This is a genomic window from Acidihalobacter aeolianus, assembly GCF_001753165.1.
Taxonomy (GTDB): domain Bacteria; phylum Pseudomonadota; class Gammaproteobacteria; order DSM-5130; family Acidihalobacteraceae; genus Acidihalobacter; species Acidihalobacter aeolianus.
This window is the reverse complement of record NZ_CP017448.1, coordinates 572,345-587,672: the sequence shown is the minus strand read 5'-3', so window position 1 is coordinate 587,672 and position 15,328 is coordinate 572,345. Positions and strand designations below refer to the sequence as shown.

11 protein-coding genes and 1 pseudogene are annotated in these 15,328 nt (G+C 68.5%); 5 read left to right on the top strand and 7 right to left on the bottom strand.

Annotated features, from left to right (window positions below; genetic code table 11):
* Positions 1 to 257: 257 nt before the first annotated feature.
* A pseudogene (locus BJI67_RS02690) lies at positions 258 to 1,313 on the top strand (ISL3 family transposase); the annotation flags it as partial.
* 82 nt (positions 1,314 to 1,395) lie between these two features.
* Here BJI67_RS02690 and BJI67_RS02685 read toward each other — a convergent pair.
* The 7 genes from BJI67_RS02685 to BJI67_RS02655 all read right to left on the bottom strand — a co-directional run bounded on the left by BJI67_RS02685 (position 1,396) and on the right by BJI67_RS02655 (position 10,308).
* On the bottom strand, positions 1,396 to 2,655 hold the full coding sequence (locus tag BJI67_RS02685; RefSeq protein WP_070071712.1) for a Zn-dependent hydrolase: 1,260 nt from the start codon (positions 2,653 to 2,655) through the stop codon (positions 1,396 to 1,398).
* A gap of 73 nt (positions 2,656 to 2,728) precedes the next feature.
* On the bottom strand, positions 2,729 to 4,534 hold the full coding sequence (gene atzF, locus BJI67_RS02680) for an allophanate hydrolase (RefSeq protein ID WP_231940888.1): 1,806 nt from the start codon (positions 4,532 to 4,534) through the stop codon (positions 2,729 to 2,731).
* An 11-nt stretch (positions 4,535 to 4,545) separates the two neighbouring features.
* Complete coding sequence (locus BJI67_RS02675) at positions 4,546 to 5,550, bottom strand: adenosine deaminase (RefSeq protein ID WP_070071711.1); 1,005 nt, start codon at positions 5,548 to 5,550, stop codon at positions 4,546 to 4,548.
* 34 nt (positions 5,551 to 5,584) lie between these two features.
* Complete coding sequence (locus tag BJI67_RS02670) at positions 5,585 to 6,694, bottom strand: BMP family ABC transporter substrate-binding protein (RefSeq protein ID WP_070073907.1); 1,110 nt, start codon at positions 6,692 to 6,694, stop codon at positions 5,585 to 5,587.
* 71 nt (positions 6,695 to 6,765) lie between these two features.
* Positions 6,766 to 7,692 carry an ABC transporter permease gene (locus BJI67_RS02665; RefSeq protein ID WP_070071710.1) on the bottom strand — a complete coding sequence of 309 codons (927 nt, stop codon included), beginning with the start codon at positions 7,690 to 7,692 and terminating at the stop codon, positions 6,766 to 6,768.
* On the bottom strand, positions 7,689 to 8,750 hold the full coding sequence (locus tag BJI67_RS02660) for an ABC transporter permease (RefSeq protein ID WP_070071709.1): 1,062 nt from the start codon (positions 8,748 to 8,750) through the stop codon (positions 7,689 to 7,691). The genes BJI67_RS02665 and BJI67_RS02660 overlap by 4 nt, the downstream gene beginning before the upstream one ends.
* Positions 8,737 to 10,308 (bottom strand): ABC transporter ATP-binding protein, encoded by a 1,572-nt coding sequence (locus BJI67_RS02655; protein ID WP_070071708.1) that lies wholly within the window; start codon positions 10,306 to 10,308, stop codon positions 8,737 to 8,739. The genes BJI67_RS02660 and BJI67_RS02655 overlap by 14 nt, the downstream gene beginning before the upstream one ends.
* Before the next feature lie 381 nt (positions 10,309 to 10,689).
* On the opposite strand from BJI67_RS02655, the gene BJI67_RS02650 reads away from it, so the two are divergent.
* The 4 genes from BJI67_RS02650 to BJI67_RS02635 are packed head-to-tail and all read left to right on the top strand — an operon-like array spanning position 10,690 to position 15,313.
* Positions 10,690 to 12,933: a xanthine dehydrogenase family protein molybdopterin-binding subunit gene (locus tag BJI67_RS02650; protein ID WP_197513263.1), complete on the top strand. Its 2,244-nt coding sequence runs from the start codon at positions 10,690 to 10,692 to the stop codon at positions 12,931 to 12,933.
* Positions 12,930 to 13,946: a nucleoside phosphorylase-I family protein gene (locus tag BJI67_RS02645; protein WP_083250577.1), complete on the top strand. Its 1,017-nt coding sequence runs from the start codon at positions 12,930 to 12,932 to the stop codon at positions 13,944 to 13,946. Before BJI67_RS02650 ends, BJI67_RS02645 begins: the two co-directional genes overlap by 4 nt.
* A 28-nt stretch (positions 13,947 to 13,974) precedes the next feature.
* Positions 13,975 to 14,460, top strand: coding sequence for a (2Fe-2S)-binding protein (locus tag BJI67_RS02640; RefSeq protein ID WP_070071706.1), 486 nt, complete (start codon positions 13,975 to 13,977; stop codon positions 14,458 to 14,460).
* Positions 14,435 to 15,313, top strand: coding sequence for an FAD binding domain-containing protein (locus BJI67_RS02635; protein WP_070071705.1), 879 nt, complete (start codon positions 14,435 to 14,437; stop codon positions 15,311 to 15,313). Before BJI67_RS02640 ends, BJI67_RS02635 begins: the two co-directional genes overlap by 26 nt.
* Positions 15,314 to 15,328: the final 15 nt, after the last annotated feature.

Here is a 15,328-nt window from a genome sequence, read left to right as displayed (position 1 = left end):
CTTTATTAATTAAATTTAATTATTATACAAAATGGCGCTTCCCCTGATCGAGTGGGTAGCTTAGGTTTCTGAACGATGAGAGACATTGATCTTTACGCCCAGATTCTGGGGTTGAGTTCGCCGTGGCAGGTGATGTCGGTGGCGGTGGATCAGGCGAGCGAAGAGATTCGAGTTCAGGTCGCGCCAGAGCCCGGCACGAGCTGGAGCTGTCCGAAGTGCGACAAGCCCAGCCCTGGTTATGACAGCGCCGGCGTCGTTGGCGCCACCTGGACACCTGTCAGTACAAGACGGTACTGGAAGAGAATGTGCCGCGGGTGAAGTGCGCTGAACACGGGGTGGTGACCGTGGCGGTAGCGTGGGCGGAACCGGGCTCGGGGTTCACGGCGTTGTTCGAGGCCCTGATCATCGATTGGCTTAAGGAGGCGAGCATCCAGGCGGTGGCTCGGCAGTTGCGCTTGAGCTGGAACGCGATCGACGCGGTGATGCGCCGGGCCGTGCAGCGAGGTCTGGCGCGGCGCCAGGGGCAGCCGCCACGGGCGATCAGCGTCGATGAGACCGCCTTCAAGCGCGGGCATGAGTATGTCGCGATCGTCAGCGACCAGGACCGGGGCGTGGTGGTGCATGTGGCCGATGAGCGCAGGACCGAGAGTCTGGCCGGCTACTACGAGAGCCTGCCCGAGAGCCATAAGCTCGGGCTCGAGGCGGTGGCCATGGACATGTGGCCGGCCTACATCGCGGCGACCGAGGCCCATATCCCAGGGGCGCGAGAGAAAATCGCGTTCGACAAATTTCATGTCGCGAAGTATCTGGGCGAGGCCGTGGACCGGGTGCGTCGCCAGGAGCATCGAGCGCTGCTGGGTGCCGGGCAGACAACGCTCAAGGGCAGCAAGTATCAGTGGCTGACCAACCCGGCGAATATGAGCCGGGCGCAGCGCCGGCGCTTTCAGGCACTGCGCGAGAGCACGCTCAAGACCGCCCGGGCCTGGGCGATCAAGGAGTTCGCCATGGGCCTGTGGCACTACACCCGCCGCACCTGGGCCGCCAAGGGCTGGGCGCGCTGGATGGCCTGGGCGGTACGCAGTCGTCTGGCGCCGATGAAAAAAGCCGCGGCCACGCTCAAGAGACATCTGTGGGGCATCATCAACGCCGTGGTGCTCAAGGTCCACAATGGCCATGCCGAGAGCATGAACAGCCGCATCCAGCGCCTGAAGAAACGCGCTTGTGGCTTCCGCAATCGAGCCCGTTTCCATAACGCCATCTACTTCCATCTCGGTGGCATCGACCTCTACCCCAATGGCCTCGACAGCCGCTGAGTTACCCACCCTATCCGATGAAGCCCCTACAAAATAATCCCAACTCAACGAACAAGGATAGATTCATTTCGATCACGAAAACTCAGCCCACATCGGCAAACTCCGCCATCACCTGCAGCAGCACGTTGCATCCGGCGGCAAGATCTGCCGGCTCCGCGTGTTCGATTTCGTTGTGACTGATACCGCCGCGACAGGGCACGAAGATCATCCCGGTCGGTGCAATCCGGGCAACATGGACCGCATCGTGGCCAGCGCCCGAAACGATGGGCATGGCTACATACGCCAGATCGTCGGATGCGCGGGTGATGGCATCCACGCAGCGAGGAGAGAAGGCCTGAGCCGGGTAGGCGGACACTTCTTCCAGACGAATGTCCAGGCCGGTAGACGCCATCAGCTCGGCGGCTTTGGCGCGGATTTCGTCGACCATCTCCGCACACCCCGCATCATCGCCATGTCGCAGATCGATCGAAAATTTGACTCTGCCGGGAATGACGTTGCGACTGTTGGGAAACACTTCAACGCGGCCGACCGTACCCCGACCGTCCGGCGCATGCCGATGCGCGCAGGCGGCCACCTCCTGCATCAGGACGGAGGCGACCTGCAACGCATCCCGGCGCGACGACATCGGTGTCGATCCGGCATGCGACTCCATGCCGGTCACGGTGCAGTCGAACCACCGACTGCCCAGAACGCCGGTCACGGCACCAATGGTCTTGCCCTCCGCTTCGAGCACCGGCCCCTGCTCGATATGCGCCTCGAAATACGCACCGATGGGATGATGTCCTGGCTCCTGTGCGCCGAGATAGCCGATGCGCGACAGCTCGTCGACCAGCCGCTTGCCCTCTGCGTCGGTCGCCGCATAGGCGTGCTCCAGCGTGACTGCTCCCGTGAAAACACCGGAGCCCATCATGACCGGTACAAAGCGACAGCCCTCCTCGTTGGTCCACCAGACGACTTCCAGCGGAGCCTGCGTCACGATGCCGTGATCGTTCAGTGTGCGCATCACCTCGAGCCCGGCGAGCACGCCATAGTTACCGTCGAATTTGCCGCCGGTGGGCTGGGTGTCGATGTGACTGCCGGTAACGATCGGCGGGAGGCTGTCGTCCAGCCCGGACCTGCGCAAGAAACCGTTGCCGATCCTGTCGACGGTCACACTCAGCCCGGCTTCGCGCGCCCATCGAACGACCAGATCCCGCCCCTGGCGGTCGAGGTCTGTCAGGGCTTGCCGGCAGACTCCGCCCTTGGGCGTGGCGCCAATCCGGGCCAGTTCCATCAGCGAATCCCAGAGCCGGGTTTCGTCGATACGCAGTTCTCGAACACGCTGTTTAGCTTTGCTCGTCATCTGCTGCCTCCGATGATGATGAACCGTTCAGGCACAGCGCAACCCAGGGGATTGAGGGCGACGAGGTGTCGCCTCAGGTTCCGACTGCGTTCAGATACGCACGCCAGCCGCCGTGGGCGGTGATGTCTTCGCTGTTGACCAGGGCGTGCGGCTCGCACAGGAAGCCCTGTACCCATTCGCCGTCTTCCAGCTCCACGGAACCGATGCACAGCGGCGATGGAATTTCGCGCAGGAAGCCGCCGAACTCGCCGGTGGGCAGCGACCAGACCTCGACCTCGATGGCGTCGCCGGCACCGGAAGGCAGGCTGCGCACCAGGCCGGGCTTGCGCGGCGTGGTGCCGCGCAGGGCGTAGAGCCGGTAGGCGTGCGCCGTCCGGCAGCGGCGCATCAGCTGTCCGCCGCGCACGGTCAGCTGGTGGTTCAGCGGCTGGCCGCTGAGGTGTGCGCCGACCACGGCCAGCTGAATATCGTCGTCGGCCGGCTCGTCAACCGCGCCCTCGCTCGCCTCGCCGGCAAAGCGCAGGGCCAGGGTCAGCAGATCGCGATCGCCCAGCGGCGGCGCAATCAGGGAAATGCCGAAGGGCATGCCGTCGCTGCGCTTGCCGGCCGGAAGGGCGATGGCACACTGGTCCAGCAGATTCACGAACTGTGTGTAGTAACCCAGCCGGCGGTTCGCGGCGAGCGGTTCGATCTCGACGTCCTCGCGCCGGACGTGGGTACCGATGGTCGGCGTGACCAGCACGTCGACGCGTGCCATTTGCTCCTCGGCCTTGCGCCGCAGCGCGGCGAGGCGGTACTGCGCGCCGAACACGGCAGCGGCATCGTAGGCCATGCCGTCCTCGATGATCGCACGTGTATGCGGCAGCACGGCTTCCGGCTGCTGCATCAGGAAGTGGCCGACCGCGACCAGCCGCTCGGCCACCCAGGGGCCGTCGTATAGCAGGCTGCCGGCCTCCAGAAACGGCGCGAAGTCGATTTCCACCCGGCGCCCGCCGATCGATTCCAGGCGCTGCAGGGCCGCCTCGAACAGCGCCTGCGATTCGGCGTCGCCGTAGAAGCGCAGCGCCTCCACGGCCGGCACGCCGAAATAAAAACCGCCCTCGTGCAGGCCGGCGCGCACCGGCAGCGGCGGCACGTCCCGGCTGAGCGGGTCGCGCGGGTCCGGCCCCAGGGCGATTTCCAGCACGTTGCCGGCATCGGCCACGCACTGGGCGAATATCGCCACGCAGTCCAGCGAGCGGCAGGCCGGCACCACGCCGGCGGTGCTGAGCAGGCCGCGCGTCGGCTTGAGACCGACGATGCCGTTGCACGCGGCCGGCACGCGCCCGGAACCGGCGGTATCGGTGCCGAGCGAGAAGCTGACGAGATCGCAGGCCACCGCGACCGCCGAACCGGAACTCGACCCGCCTGAAACGTAGGCCGGGTCGACGGCGTTGTCGCAGGCGCCGTAGGGCGAGCGCGTGCCGACGAGGCCGGTGGCGAACTGGTCCATGTTGGTCTTGCCGATCAGCATCGCGCCGGCCGCCTCCAGGCGCGCGACCACGGTGGCCGTGCGCGAGGCGGTGTAGGCGAATTCCGGGCAGCCGGCGGTGGTCGGATAACTCGCGACGTCGATGTTGTCCTTGACCGCGAACGGGATGCCGAAGAGCGGCAGTTCGGCGCGCTGCGCGGCGCCCATCGCACCCAGCGCGCGGGCGCGCAGCAGCAGATCGTCGTGGGGCAGCAGGTCCACCCAGACGTGCTGCGCGGTGCACGCCTCGATGCGCCCCAGCACCTCGCGCAGCACCTCTTCGGGCGTCGCGTCCTCATCCGCGTAGCGCCGGCGCAGGCGCGCGAGATTCAACGTCCCCGCCATGTCCACTTCCGCATCCCTGCGCATCGTCGAAGTCCTCAGGCGGCGCTCTGCGCCACCCGCGCAAGCAATCGCTCGCGTGCGTCGGCGTCGAGGAAGGCTGCCTCGATCGCGTTGCGCCCCAGCGTCAGGATGTCGTCCGCGGTCAGCCCGAGCGCGGCCTGCGTGGCGGTGAAGTTCTCGGTCATGTAGCCGCCGAAATAGGCCGGGTCGTCGGAATTGACCGTGGCGCACAGGCCGCGGTCGAGCAGCCGCTTGAGCGGGTGGTCGCGCATTTCGGCGAAGCCGCCGAGGCGCACATTGGACAGCGGGCATACGGTCAGCGGCATGCGCTCGGCGACCAGGCGTTCGACCAGCGCGTCGTCCTCCAGACAACGCACGCCGTGGTCGATGCGCGAGACCTTGAGCAGGTCCAGCGCCTCCCGGATGTACTCTGGCGGGCCCTCCTCGCCGGCATGCGCGACGGTCAGGAGGCCGTGTTCGCGCGCGGCGGCGAACACGCGCTCGAACTTGGACGGCGGATGCCCGACTTCGCTGGAGTCAAGGCCGACCGCGACGATGCGGTCTAGGTAGGGCTCGGCCTGGCGCAGGGTGTCGAAGGCGTCGGCCTCGTCGAGGTGACGCAGGAAACAGAGGATCAGCCGGGAGGTAATGCCGAGGCTGCGTTCGCCTTCGGCCAGCGCCCGGCTGATGCCGTCGAAAACGGTGGCAAAGGCCACACCCCGGTGGGTGTGGCTTTGCGGATCGAAGAAGATCTCGGTATGCACCACGCCCTGCGCCGCCACCCGCCTGAGGTAGGCGAGCGTCAGCTCGTAGAAGTCCTGCTCGGTGAGCAGCACCGCGCAACCCTCGTAGTACAGGTCGAGGAAGGACTGCAGGTCGTGGAACCGGTAGGCCGCGCGCAGCGCCTCCACGTCGGGATAGCGCACGCTGACGCCGTTGCGGCGCGCGAATGCGAACAGCTGTTCGGGTTCGAGCGTGCCCTCGATGTGCACGTGCAGCTCCACCTTGGGCAGGCGCTCGATCAAGACTCCGGTATCCATATCGATTCTCTCTTCTTGTTTCAGGCGGTGCCGGTCAGCTTGTCTGGCCTTCGACGCCCTTGACGAACCATTGCAGGCCGAGCAGTTCGTCTTCGCTCAGCGACTTCCCGGCGGGGACCTTCAGCATACCCTTCTGGTCGTAGATCGGGCCCTTGAAGATGTCGAAGCTGCCATCCTCGATGGCCTTCTTGCGCTTGTACACGAGATCGGCCACCGGCTTGGGAATGACCGGGCTGAGCGGCGCGAGCTGCACCATGCCGGACTTGAGGCCGCCCCATACCGCCTCGGACTTCCACTTGCCTTCGAGCACCTTGCGCGCAGTCTCGTAGTAGTAGGGTGCCCAGTCGTCGATGACGCCGCTGAGCTGTGCGTGCGGGCCGTACTGCTTCTGGTCGGAATCCTGGCAGAAGGCATAGATGCCCTTGCTCTCGGCCACCTGCATCGGCGCTGGGGAGTCGGTGTGCGTGGCCAGCACGTCGCAGCCGGAGGCGGCCAGAGTCAGTGCGGCCTCGCGCTCCTTGGAGGGGTCGTACCAGGTGTTCACCCACACGGTCTTGACCGTGGCCTTGGGGTTGGTTTCGTGCAGGCCGAGGGTGAAGGCGTCGACCACGCGGAACACCTCGGGGATCGGGAACGGCAGGATGTAGCCGACCTTGTCTGTCTTGGTCATCGCGCCCGCGATCAGGCCGATGAGGTACTGCGCCTCGTAGAAGCGGCCGTTGTAGTTGCCCATGTTCGGTGCGGTCTTGAAGCCGGTGGCCTGCTCGAAGATCACGTGCGGGAATTCCTTGGCGACCTTGAGCGTGGGGTCCATGTAGCCGAAGGAGGTGGTGAAGATCAGCTGATGCCCAGTCTGCGCCAGACGGCGGATCACCGGCTCCGACTTGGCCTCGGCAACGTCGGCCACGTAGTTGGACACGACCTTGCCGGCGAGCATCTTGTCCATGTACTTGCGGCCGAGCTCGTGCTGATAGGTCCAGCCGATGTCGCCGATCGGATCGACGTAGACGAAACCGACCTTGAGCGGCTTCTTCAGCGGAATGTGGTAGTACTCGCTGGCCATGCTGCGCCCCGGCAGACCACCTAGGGCGCCGGCCGCAGCCAGGGCACCCATGCCCTTGAGGAAATCACGACGTGAACTCATCTTTGCCATCTCCTTGCGTGTGAAGATCGAACGAACCCGACCGCGGGAGCATCAAGCCCGCCCCGCCGCCTTCAGGACTCGGCCCTGAACGGGCGCCCGAGCGCGGCCGGCGTGTGCAGCCGGATGCGCATCGGGTCGCGCGAAATCAGAACCAGCGCCGTCAGCACGGCCAGATAGGGCAATGCCGACAGAAAATACGTGTTCACCTGCAGACCCGCCGCCTGTGAGAACAGCTGGCCGATTCCGACGCCGGCGAACAGCCAGGCGCCGAGCAGCAGGCGCAGCGGACGCCAGGTGGCGAACACCACCAGGCCGACCGCGATCCAGCCTTGCCCCGCGACCATGCCCTGCGCCCACATCGGCGTATACACCGTGGACAGGAAGGCGCCGCCGAGGCCCGCCATCGCGCCGCCGAACAGCGCCGCGGCGTAGCGGATCGCGATCACCGGCAGACCGAGACCGCGCGCCACCTGCGGGTCCTCGCCCACGCTCTTGAGCATCAGCCCGCCGCGCGTCGCGCGCAGGTACCAGGCCAGCCCCAGCACCAGCAGGATCGCGAAGTACACTGGCAGGCTGTGATGGAACAGCACCGGGCCGAGCACGGGTATGTGCTGCAGCAGCGGCACTGGCGCATCGCCGAGCGGATGGATCGACTTGCCGGCGTAAGGCTGGCCGACGAAGGCGCTCAGGCCGTGGCCGAAGATGGTCAGCGCGAGCCCCGTGGCCACCTGATCGGCGGCGAGCTGCACGGTCAGCCAGGCGTAGATCAGCGCACAGAACAGACCCGCCGCGGCACCGGCGAACAACCCGACGACCGAGCTGCCGGTGTGGTAGGCGGCGATGAAGCCGGCCGCGGCGCCGACCGTCATCATGCCCTCGACGCCGAGGTTGAGCAGGCCCGCGCGCTCGGTGACCAGTTCGCCGGCCGAGGCCAGCAGCAGCGGGGTGGCGGCCACCACCACGCTGCCCCCGATCGAGGTCCACAGGTCGAGGCTCATGCCGGCACCCGCCGCAGCCGGTAGCGCACCAGCACGTTGGCCGCGAGCAGGGTGAACAGCAGCACGCCCTGCAGCAGCTGGGTTAGCGCCACCGGCAGGCCCATGGTGATCTGGGCGTTGTCCGCGCCGACGTAGAACAGGCCGACCAGCAGCGCCGCCGGCAGCACGCCGAGCGGATTGAGCTGGCCGAGGTAGGCCACGATGATCGCGGCGAAGCCGATGTCCGAGTAGATGTTCGGGCGCAGCTGGTCGATCGGCCCGGCCACCTGCAGGATGCCCGCCAGCCCCGCGCAGGCGCCGCTGAGCAGGAAGGCCTGCCACACCGTGCGGCCGCGGCTGAAGCCCGCATAGCGCGCCGCCGGCGCGCTGGCCGAGACGCGCACCTGGAAACCGAACAGCGACCCGCGCAGCAACAGCCACACCAGCGGCGCGGCGAAGAAGGCGCACAGCGCGCCGAGGTCGAACTGCGTCTGCGGCCAGATGATCGGCAGGCTGGCCGCATCCGGAAACGAGATCGAGCCGGGAAAACCGTAGCTGTGCGGATCGCGCCAGGGACCGAAGGTGAGATAGCGCAGCAGGTACAGCGCCACGTAGTCCAGCATCAGGCTGGTAAGGATCTCGTTGGCGTTGAAGCGCGTGTTGAGCAGCGCCGGGATCGCGCCGTAGGCGGCACCGCCGACGGCGCCGAGCAGCACCATCGCCGGCAGCAGCCAGGCGCTGGTGGCGTCGGGGTGATACACGATCAGCGAGCTGCCGAGTACCGCGCCGATCACGTACTGCCCCTGCGCGCCGATGTTCCACACCCGGGCGCGATAGGCGACCACCAGCCCCGCGCCGATGAGCGCGAGCGGCGCCGCCTTGACCAGCACGTCGGACCAGCCGGACGCGCTGCCGAAGGGCGCCAGGAACAGTGCGTAGAAACCGCCGAGCGGGGGATGTCCGGAGGCCGCGAGCACCGCGAAGGCGACCAGTGCGGTGCCGCCCACCGCAAGCAGTGGCGCGGCGAACTGCATGCGGGTGGAAGGCCGCGCGCGCGCCTGCAGTCTAAGCCGCAGCATCGGGCACCTCCGCTTCCAGGCCGCGACCGCCCATCAGCTGACCGAGCTGCGCGCGGCCGACTTCGGCCACCGGCCGCGCCGACGACACCCGTCCGCCGCTGATCACTGCCACGCGGTCGGCCAGGGCGAGCAGTTCGTCGAGGTCGTCGGAGATCACCAGCAGGGCCGTACCCTGCTCGCGCAGTGCGAGCAGGGCGTCCTGAATGCGTCGCGCCGCAGCGACGTCGACGCCCCAGGTGGGCTGCACGACGACGAAGATCTCCGGGGTCTCGTCCAGCTCGCGGCCGACGATGAATTTCTGCAGGTTGCCGCCCGACAGCGAGGACGCCGGCATGCCGACGCCGGCCTGGCGCACCTGATAGCGTTCGCAGATCGCCTGCGCCCAGTGCCACGCCGCCGCCAGCGACACCCAGCCGAAGCGCGTCGCCTTCGGCCAGCGCGTGAGCAGGGCGTTGTCGATCAAAGAGAGGCTGGGCACGGCGCCGGTACCCAGACGATCCTCCGGCACGTAGCGCAGTCCGCGCCGGCGGCGTTCGGCCACGCCCATCCGGCCCACCGGTTCGCCGTCGATCAGCACACAGTCGGCCGGCACCGGACGCTCGCCCACCAGCGCGGCGAGCAGTTCCTGCTGGCCGTTGCCCGAAACCCCGGCCAGCCCCAGGATCTCGCCGCGCCTGAGCTCCAGGGAGGCTCGACTCAGCGCGGTGCCGTGCGGATGGTCTGGCGCTAGATCGAGCCCCTGCAGCGCCAGGCGGACCTCGCCGGCGCCGGCCACCGCGCGACGCGCGCGCAGGGCCGGCGGGCGGTCGCCGACCATCAGCGTGGCCAGCTCGTCCACCGTTACGTCCGCCATGTCGCGGCGCGCGACCACCCTGCCGCCGCGCAGCACGGTGACGCGCTCGCACAGCGCCTTGACCTCGTCGAGCTTGTGGCTGACGAACAGGATGCTCAGCCCCTGCGCGGCAAGCCGGCGCAGCACCTCGAACAGCCCGCCCACTTCCTGCGGCGTGAGCACCGCGGTCGGCTCGTCGAGGATCAGCAGCTTGAGCGGTTCCTCCTGCAGCAGGCAGCGCAGGATCTCGACCCGCTGGCGCTGCCCGACCGACAGGCTGTGCACCGGCCGGCGCGGCTCGACCGCCAGACCGTAGCGGCCTTCCGCCTCGGCCACGCGTGCGGCCACGCGCGCGGGCTCCCAGCGTCCGCGCCGGTTCAGCGTGAGCGCCAGATTCTCGGCCACGGTGAGGCTTTCGAGCAGGGAAAAATGTTGCTGCACCATGCCCATGCCGAGGCGACGCGCATGCACCGGCCCATCGATCACGGTCTCGCGGCCTTCCCACAGGATCGAACCCTCGTCGGGCGCGAGCAGGCCGTAGATCATCTTCATCAGCGTGCTCTTGCCGGCGCCGTTCTCGCCCAGCAGGGCATGAATCTCGCCGGCGCGGACGCTCACGTCGACCCGGTCGTTGGCGAGCACGCCTGGAAAACGCTTGGTCAGCCCCACGAGTTCGAGGCGCGGCGGCTGCACGGCGGTCACGTTCTGGGAGGTGTCAGAATTCATGCAATCAGGCAAACTTTGCTCATCGACTTATGCATACAACGATGCATGTATTCACGATTGATGCCAGCAAGGACCGCACCGGCACGGGATGCTTCGAGGGTCGCGGCGGCGCCTGATTGGAGCAAGATTCGGACCGTTTCAGGGGCGCGCAACACCGGGCCCGAGCCCCTGCACAACGCTCGATCCGAGTGCTGCGGAACAGGTCATGCACTATATTGGGGCACAAAGAAATCGCGCTCCGCAGTCCCGCCACGCCATAACCCGGTCTGGCCCACGCTCTGCATGCATCGATCTATAGCCCATGACTGGCACGCATTCTGCTTGCATACATCGTTGCATGAGATTGAGCGCGGCGGCGCACTTGCCAGGAGACCAGGAACTTTGAGCGACACCATCGGCACCAGCCCGATACGCGTGGATGCGGACGACAAGCTTGCCGGCCGCGCGCGCTACGTGGACGACATCGTCTATCCGGACATGCTCCACGCCGCGACCCTGCGCACCTGCCATCCGGGCGGCACGCTGGGCGGCATCTGCCTCGATCCCGACCGCGACTGGTCCGAATTCGTGATCGTGACCGCCGCCGACATTCCCGGCGCCAACTGCGTCAAGGCCATCGCTGAAGACCAGCCGGTGCTCGCCGCCGGCGAATACCGCCATGCCGCTGAGCCGGTGGCGCTGATCGCCCACCCCGACCGCGCACGTCTGGCCGAGGCGCTGGCGCATATCGAAGTGATCGAAACGCCGGGACCGGAACCGCTGTTCGACGTGGACGAGGCACTGGTCTCGTCGCGGCGCATCGTGCCGGACAACGTCTTCACCGATTACACCCTGGCCAAGGGCGACCTCGCCGAGGGCGAGCGCCAGGCCGCCGCGGTGATCGAGGGCACCTTCCGCACCGGCGCGCAGGAGCATGTCTACATCGAGCCGCAGGGCATGATCGGGCACCTGATGCCCGACGGCGAACTGCGCATCGAGGGCTCGATGCAGTGCCCTTATTACGTGCTCGACGCCCTGGTGCACGCCACCGGCCTGCCGGCCGAGCGCATCCGCGTCGTGCAGACGGCCACCGGCGGCGGTTTCGGCGGCAAGGAGGAATACCCCTCGATGATCGCCTGCCACGTCGCTCTGCTCGCGCTCAAGGCGAGCGGGCGCCCGGTGAAGATGATCTACGACCGCGGCGAGGACATGCGCGCCACGCCCAAGCGCCACCCCTCGCGCAGCCGCGTGCGCGTCGGCGCCGACGCCGACGGCCGACTGTGTCTGATCGATTTCGACTTCGCACTCGACGGTGGCGCCTACACCACGCTCAGCCCGGTGGTGCTGTCGCGCGGCGTGATCCACGCCCCCGGCCCCTACCGCTGCGAGCACGTTCGCGTGCGCGGCCGCGCGGTGGCCTCCAACCACCCGCCCTTCGGCGCCTTCCGCGGCTTCGGCGCGCCGCAGAGCATCTTCGCCCTGGAAGCGGCGCTCGACCGTCTGGCCGAACGGCTGGGGCTCGACCCCGCCGAATTGCGCCGGCGCAACCTGCTCGCGCCGGGCGACCGCTCGGCCACCGGCCAGCTCGCGGGCGACGACGCGGTGGCCGACGCCGTGCTCGCACAGGCGCTCGCGGAAAGCGACTACGCCCAGCGGCGCGCCGCGCACGAGGCCTGGAACCGCGCCGGCCACCGCACGCGCCGCGGCATCGGTCTCGCCACCTTCTGCCACGGCTCCGGCTTCACCGGCAACGGCGAGGTCAACCTGCGCTCCAGGGCCGGCCTGCGCGTCACCGCGGACGGCCTCGTCGAGCTGCTGAGCTCCAGCACCGAGATCGGCCAGGGCATGGCCACCACCTTCACCCAGATCGCGGCCGACGCGCTGCAGTTGCCGATCGCCCGCGTCCGCGTCGCGCCGACCGATACCCAGGTGGTGCCGAATTCCGGCCCCACGGTGGCCTCGCGCACCTGCATGGTCGTCGGACGACTGATCCAGGATGCCGCCCGCACGATGATCGAGCGGCTGAGCGCCGAGGCCGGTCTGCCCGGGCAATACGACGAGGCCGCCTTCGCCGCGGCCTGCGCCCGCCTGCACGCCGCCGGCGGGAATACCGTCGAGATCGCCCAGTACCGCGCCCCTACCGGGGTCGAATGGGACGACCAACACTTCCGCGGCGCGGCCTACGCCAGCTACGCCTGGGCCACCTACGTCGCCGACGTCGAGGTCGATCTCGATACCCTCGCCGTGAGTGTGCGCGACTTCGTCGCCGTGCAGGAGATCGGCCGCGCGGTGCATCCGGTGATCGCCGCCGGTCAGATCGAGGGCGGCGTCGCCCAGGGCATCGGCCTCGCGCTTCTGGAGGACGTGGTGTGGAACGATGCCGGGGTGATGGCCAACGACCGCATCACCAACTACATCCTGCCGACCAGCGCCGACCTGCCACCGATCCGTGTCTTCTTCCAGGAAACCGCCGACGCCCCCGGCCCCGGCGGCGCCAAGGGCATCGGCGAGCTGCCGATGGACGGCCCCGCTCCGGCGGTGGCCAATGCCGTCCGCCACGCCCTCGGCGTAAACATCGATGCCGTGCCGATCCTGCCCGAACACCTGCTCGCAAAGCTCACGACCGACCACAAGGATGTCGCATGAAACGCCTGCTTACCCGAATGCTTATCGGCCTGTTGCTGATCGCCCCCGGCGCCTTCGCCGCGGTGCCGGTCAAGGTGATGGTGCTCGCCGCCTTCCCGCCCGAACTCGCGCCCTGGCTCAAGCACATGAAGGACCCAACCGAACTCAAGGTCGCCGGCGCCTACGCCCCGGTGTGGTGCGACACCCGCCAGGTGTGCGTGACCGAAACCGGTGAGGCGCAAGTCAATTCCGCCACCACCGTCTCGGCCCTGCTCGCCAGCAGCCAGCTCGACATGACACAGGCCCTGGTGCTGCGTGCCGGCATCGCCGGCGGCCCGCCCTGGGGGCAGGACACCCTCGGCGGCGCCTACTGGTCCGACTGGGTGATTTCCTGGGATCTCGGCCATCACCTCACGGCGATTTCGCACGGTCAGCCCGAACCGCGCTTCCTGCCGCTGGGCGACGACCAGCCGCCGCTCGGCACCGAGGCCTTCAAGCTCAACCCCTGGCTGGTCAATCTGGCCTTCGAGGTCACCCGCGAGATTCCGCTGGCCGACGACCTCCCTGCGATGAACAACCGCAAGCTGTATCCCGGCCAGGCCAACCGCCAGCCCCAAGTCGGCGTCGGCGCGACCGTCACCGGCGACGACTTCTGGTCCGGCGTCGAGCTGTCGCGGCTCGCGCAACAGATCGTCGACTACTACACCCACGGTGCCGCGCGCTACGTAACCACCGCGATGGAGGAGACCGGCGACGCCGACGCGATGGCGCGACGCGGCCTGCTCTCGCATTACCTCAGCCTGCGCACGATCAGCGACTTCGACCAGCCGCCACCCGGCGAAACCGCTGCCGCCTGGCTGCTCGAACACAATTACCCCGGAGGCCGCATCGCCTTCGAGAACGCCTACCGCGTCGGCAACGCCTTCGTCGATTATGTCCTGGCGCACCCGAAGCAGATCGCCCAGGCGATGAGCGCCGATCGCGTGCCCGCCACGCACTACCCGCTGAGCGCGTCGGAGGCCATGGGCAAATGATCACGAGCACACGTCAACGGAGCCGCCCATGCACCTGCGCCTGACCGTCAACGATGCCCAGCACAGCGCCGCCTGCCGCCCGGACACCCGGCTGCTCGACTACCTGCGCGAAACTCTCGGCCTGACCGGGGCCAAGGAAGGCTGCGGCGAGGGCGAATGCGGCGCCTGCGCCGTGCTGGTCGACGGCGTGCTGGTGAACAGCTGTCTGGTACCCATGGGCCAGCTCGACGGCTGCCGCGTGCAGACCGTCGAAGGCGTTCCCGCCGAGTCGCCGCTGCGCCGCGCCTTCGCCGCACACGGCGGCACCCAATGCGGCATCTGCACGCCCGGCATGCTGATGGCGGCGACGGCGCTGCTCGCCGATCACCCTCACCCCGACCTCGCCGAGATCCGCGAGGGCCTCGCCGGCAACCTGTGCCGCTGCACCGGCTACACGCGCATCTATGCGGCCGTGGCCGCCGCCGCGGAGGAGGCCGCCGCGCAGACTCATGAGACGCACAGCCGTGTGGGCTAGACCGCGTACCCTCGCCGAGGCGATGCGCCTGCTCGGCGGCAACGCCGACGGGGCCTGGCGGATCATCGCCGGAGGCACGGACCTGATGGTCGAGCAGCGTCTTCATCCCGTCGCGGACGAGCGCAACTGGCTCGACCTGACCGCCGTGAGCGAACTGTCCGGGCTCTACGCCAGCGACGGCGGCTTGCGCATCGGCGCCTGCGTGCCCCTGCGGCGCATCGCCCGCGATCGACGGGTGCGCGAGAGCTACCCGCTGCTCGCCGCCACCGCGGCGGTGACCGGCGCGCTGCCGATCCAGAACCGCGCGACCCTGGGCGGCAACGTCGCCAACGCCTCCCCGGCCGCGGACAACCCGCCCGCCCTGCTGGTCTATGACGCCCTCATCGAGCTGGCCGGCCCGCAAGGCCGACGCCGCTTGCCCTACCGCGAGTTCCATACCGGCTACAAGCAGACCCGGATGCGCGCGGACGAACTGATCGTCGCGCTCCATCTGCCGGCGCCCAAGCCGGGGCCCGCCATCGAGTTCCACCGCAAGGTCGGCACCCGGCAGGCGCAGGCCATCGCCAAGCTCAGTCTGGCCGCGCGCCTGCGCCTGGATGCCGCCGGCGCCGTGCACAGCGCCCGCTTCGGCCTCGCCAGCGTGGGCCCCGCTCCCGCCGCGCTGCCCGCCGTCGAGGACTGGCTGGTCGGCCAGCGCCCGGAGGCGGTCGACACCGCGACCCTGCGCCGGCACCTCGCCCAGGACATCAGGCCCCTGGACGACATCCGCTCAACCGCCGCCTACCGGCTGGAGGTGGCCGCACGCCTGCTGCTGACCGCGCTGCGCACGCCGCCCGGCGCACCGTCCGTCTGACAACGAAAAACGCAA

Coding starts and splice junctions, on each gene's coding strand:
- BJI67_RS02685 (WP_070071712.1), bottom strand. CDS start 2,655: ATGACGAGCAAAGCTAAACAGCGTGTTCGAGAACTGCGTATCGACGAA.
- BJI67_RS02665 (WP_070071710.1), bottom strand. CDS start 7,692: ATGAGCCTCGACCTGTGGACCTCGATCGGGGGCAGCGTGGTGGTGGCC.
- atzF (WP_231940888.1), bottom strand. CDS start 4,534: ATGCGCAGGGATGCGGAAGTGGACATGGCGGGGACGTTGAATCTCGCG.
- BJI67_RS02640 (WP_070071706.1), top strand. CDS start 13,975: ATGCACCTGCGCCTGACCGTCAACGATGCCCAGCACAGCGCCGCCTGC.
- BJI67_RS02660 (WP_070071709.1), bottom strand. CDS start 8,750: ATGCTGCGGCTTAGACTGCAGGCGCGCGCGCGGCCTTCCACCCGCATG.
- BJI67_RS02635 (WP_070071705.1), top strand. CDS start 14,435: ATGAGACGCACAGCCGTGTGGGCTAGACCGCGTACCCTCGCCGAGGCG.
- BJI67_RS02645 (WP_083250577.1), top strand. CDS start 12,930: ATGAAACGCCTGCTTACCCGAATGCTTATCGGCCTGTTGCTGATCGCC.
- BJI67_RS02670 (WP_070073907.1), bottom strand. CDS start 6,694: ATGAGTTCACGTCGTGATTTCCTCAAGGGCATGGGTGCCCTGGCTGCG.
- BJI67_RS02675 (WP_070071711.1), bottom strand. CDS start 5,550: ATGGATACCGGAGTCTTGATCGAGCGCCTGCCCAAGGTGGAGCTGCAC.
- BJI67_RS02655 (WP_070071708.1), bottom strand. CDS start 10,308: ATGAATTCTGACACCTCCCAGAACGTGACCGCCGTGCAGCCGCCGCGC.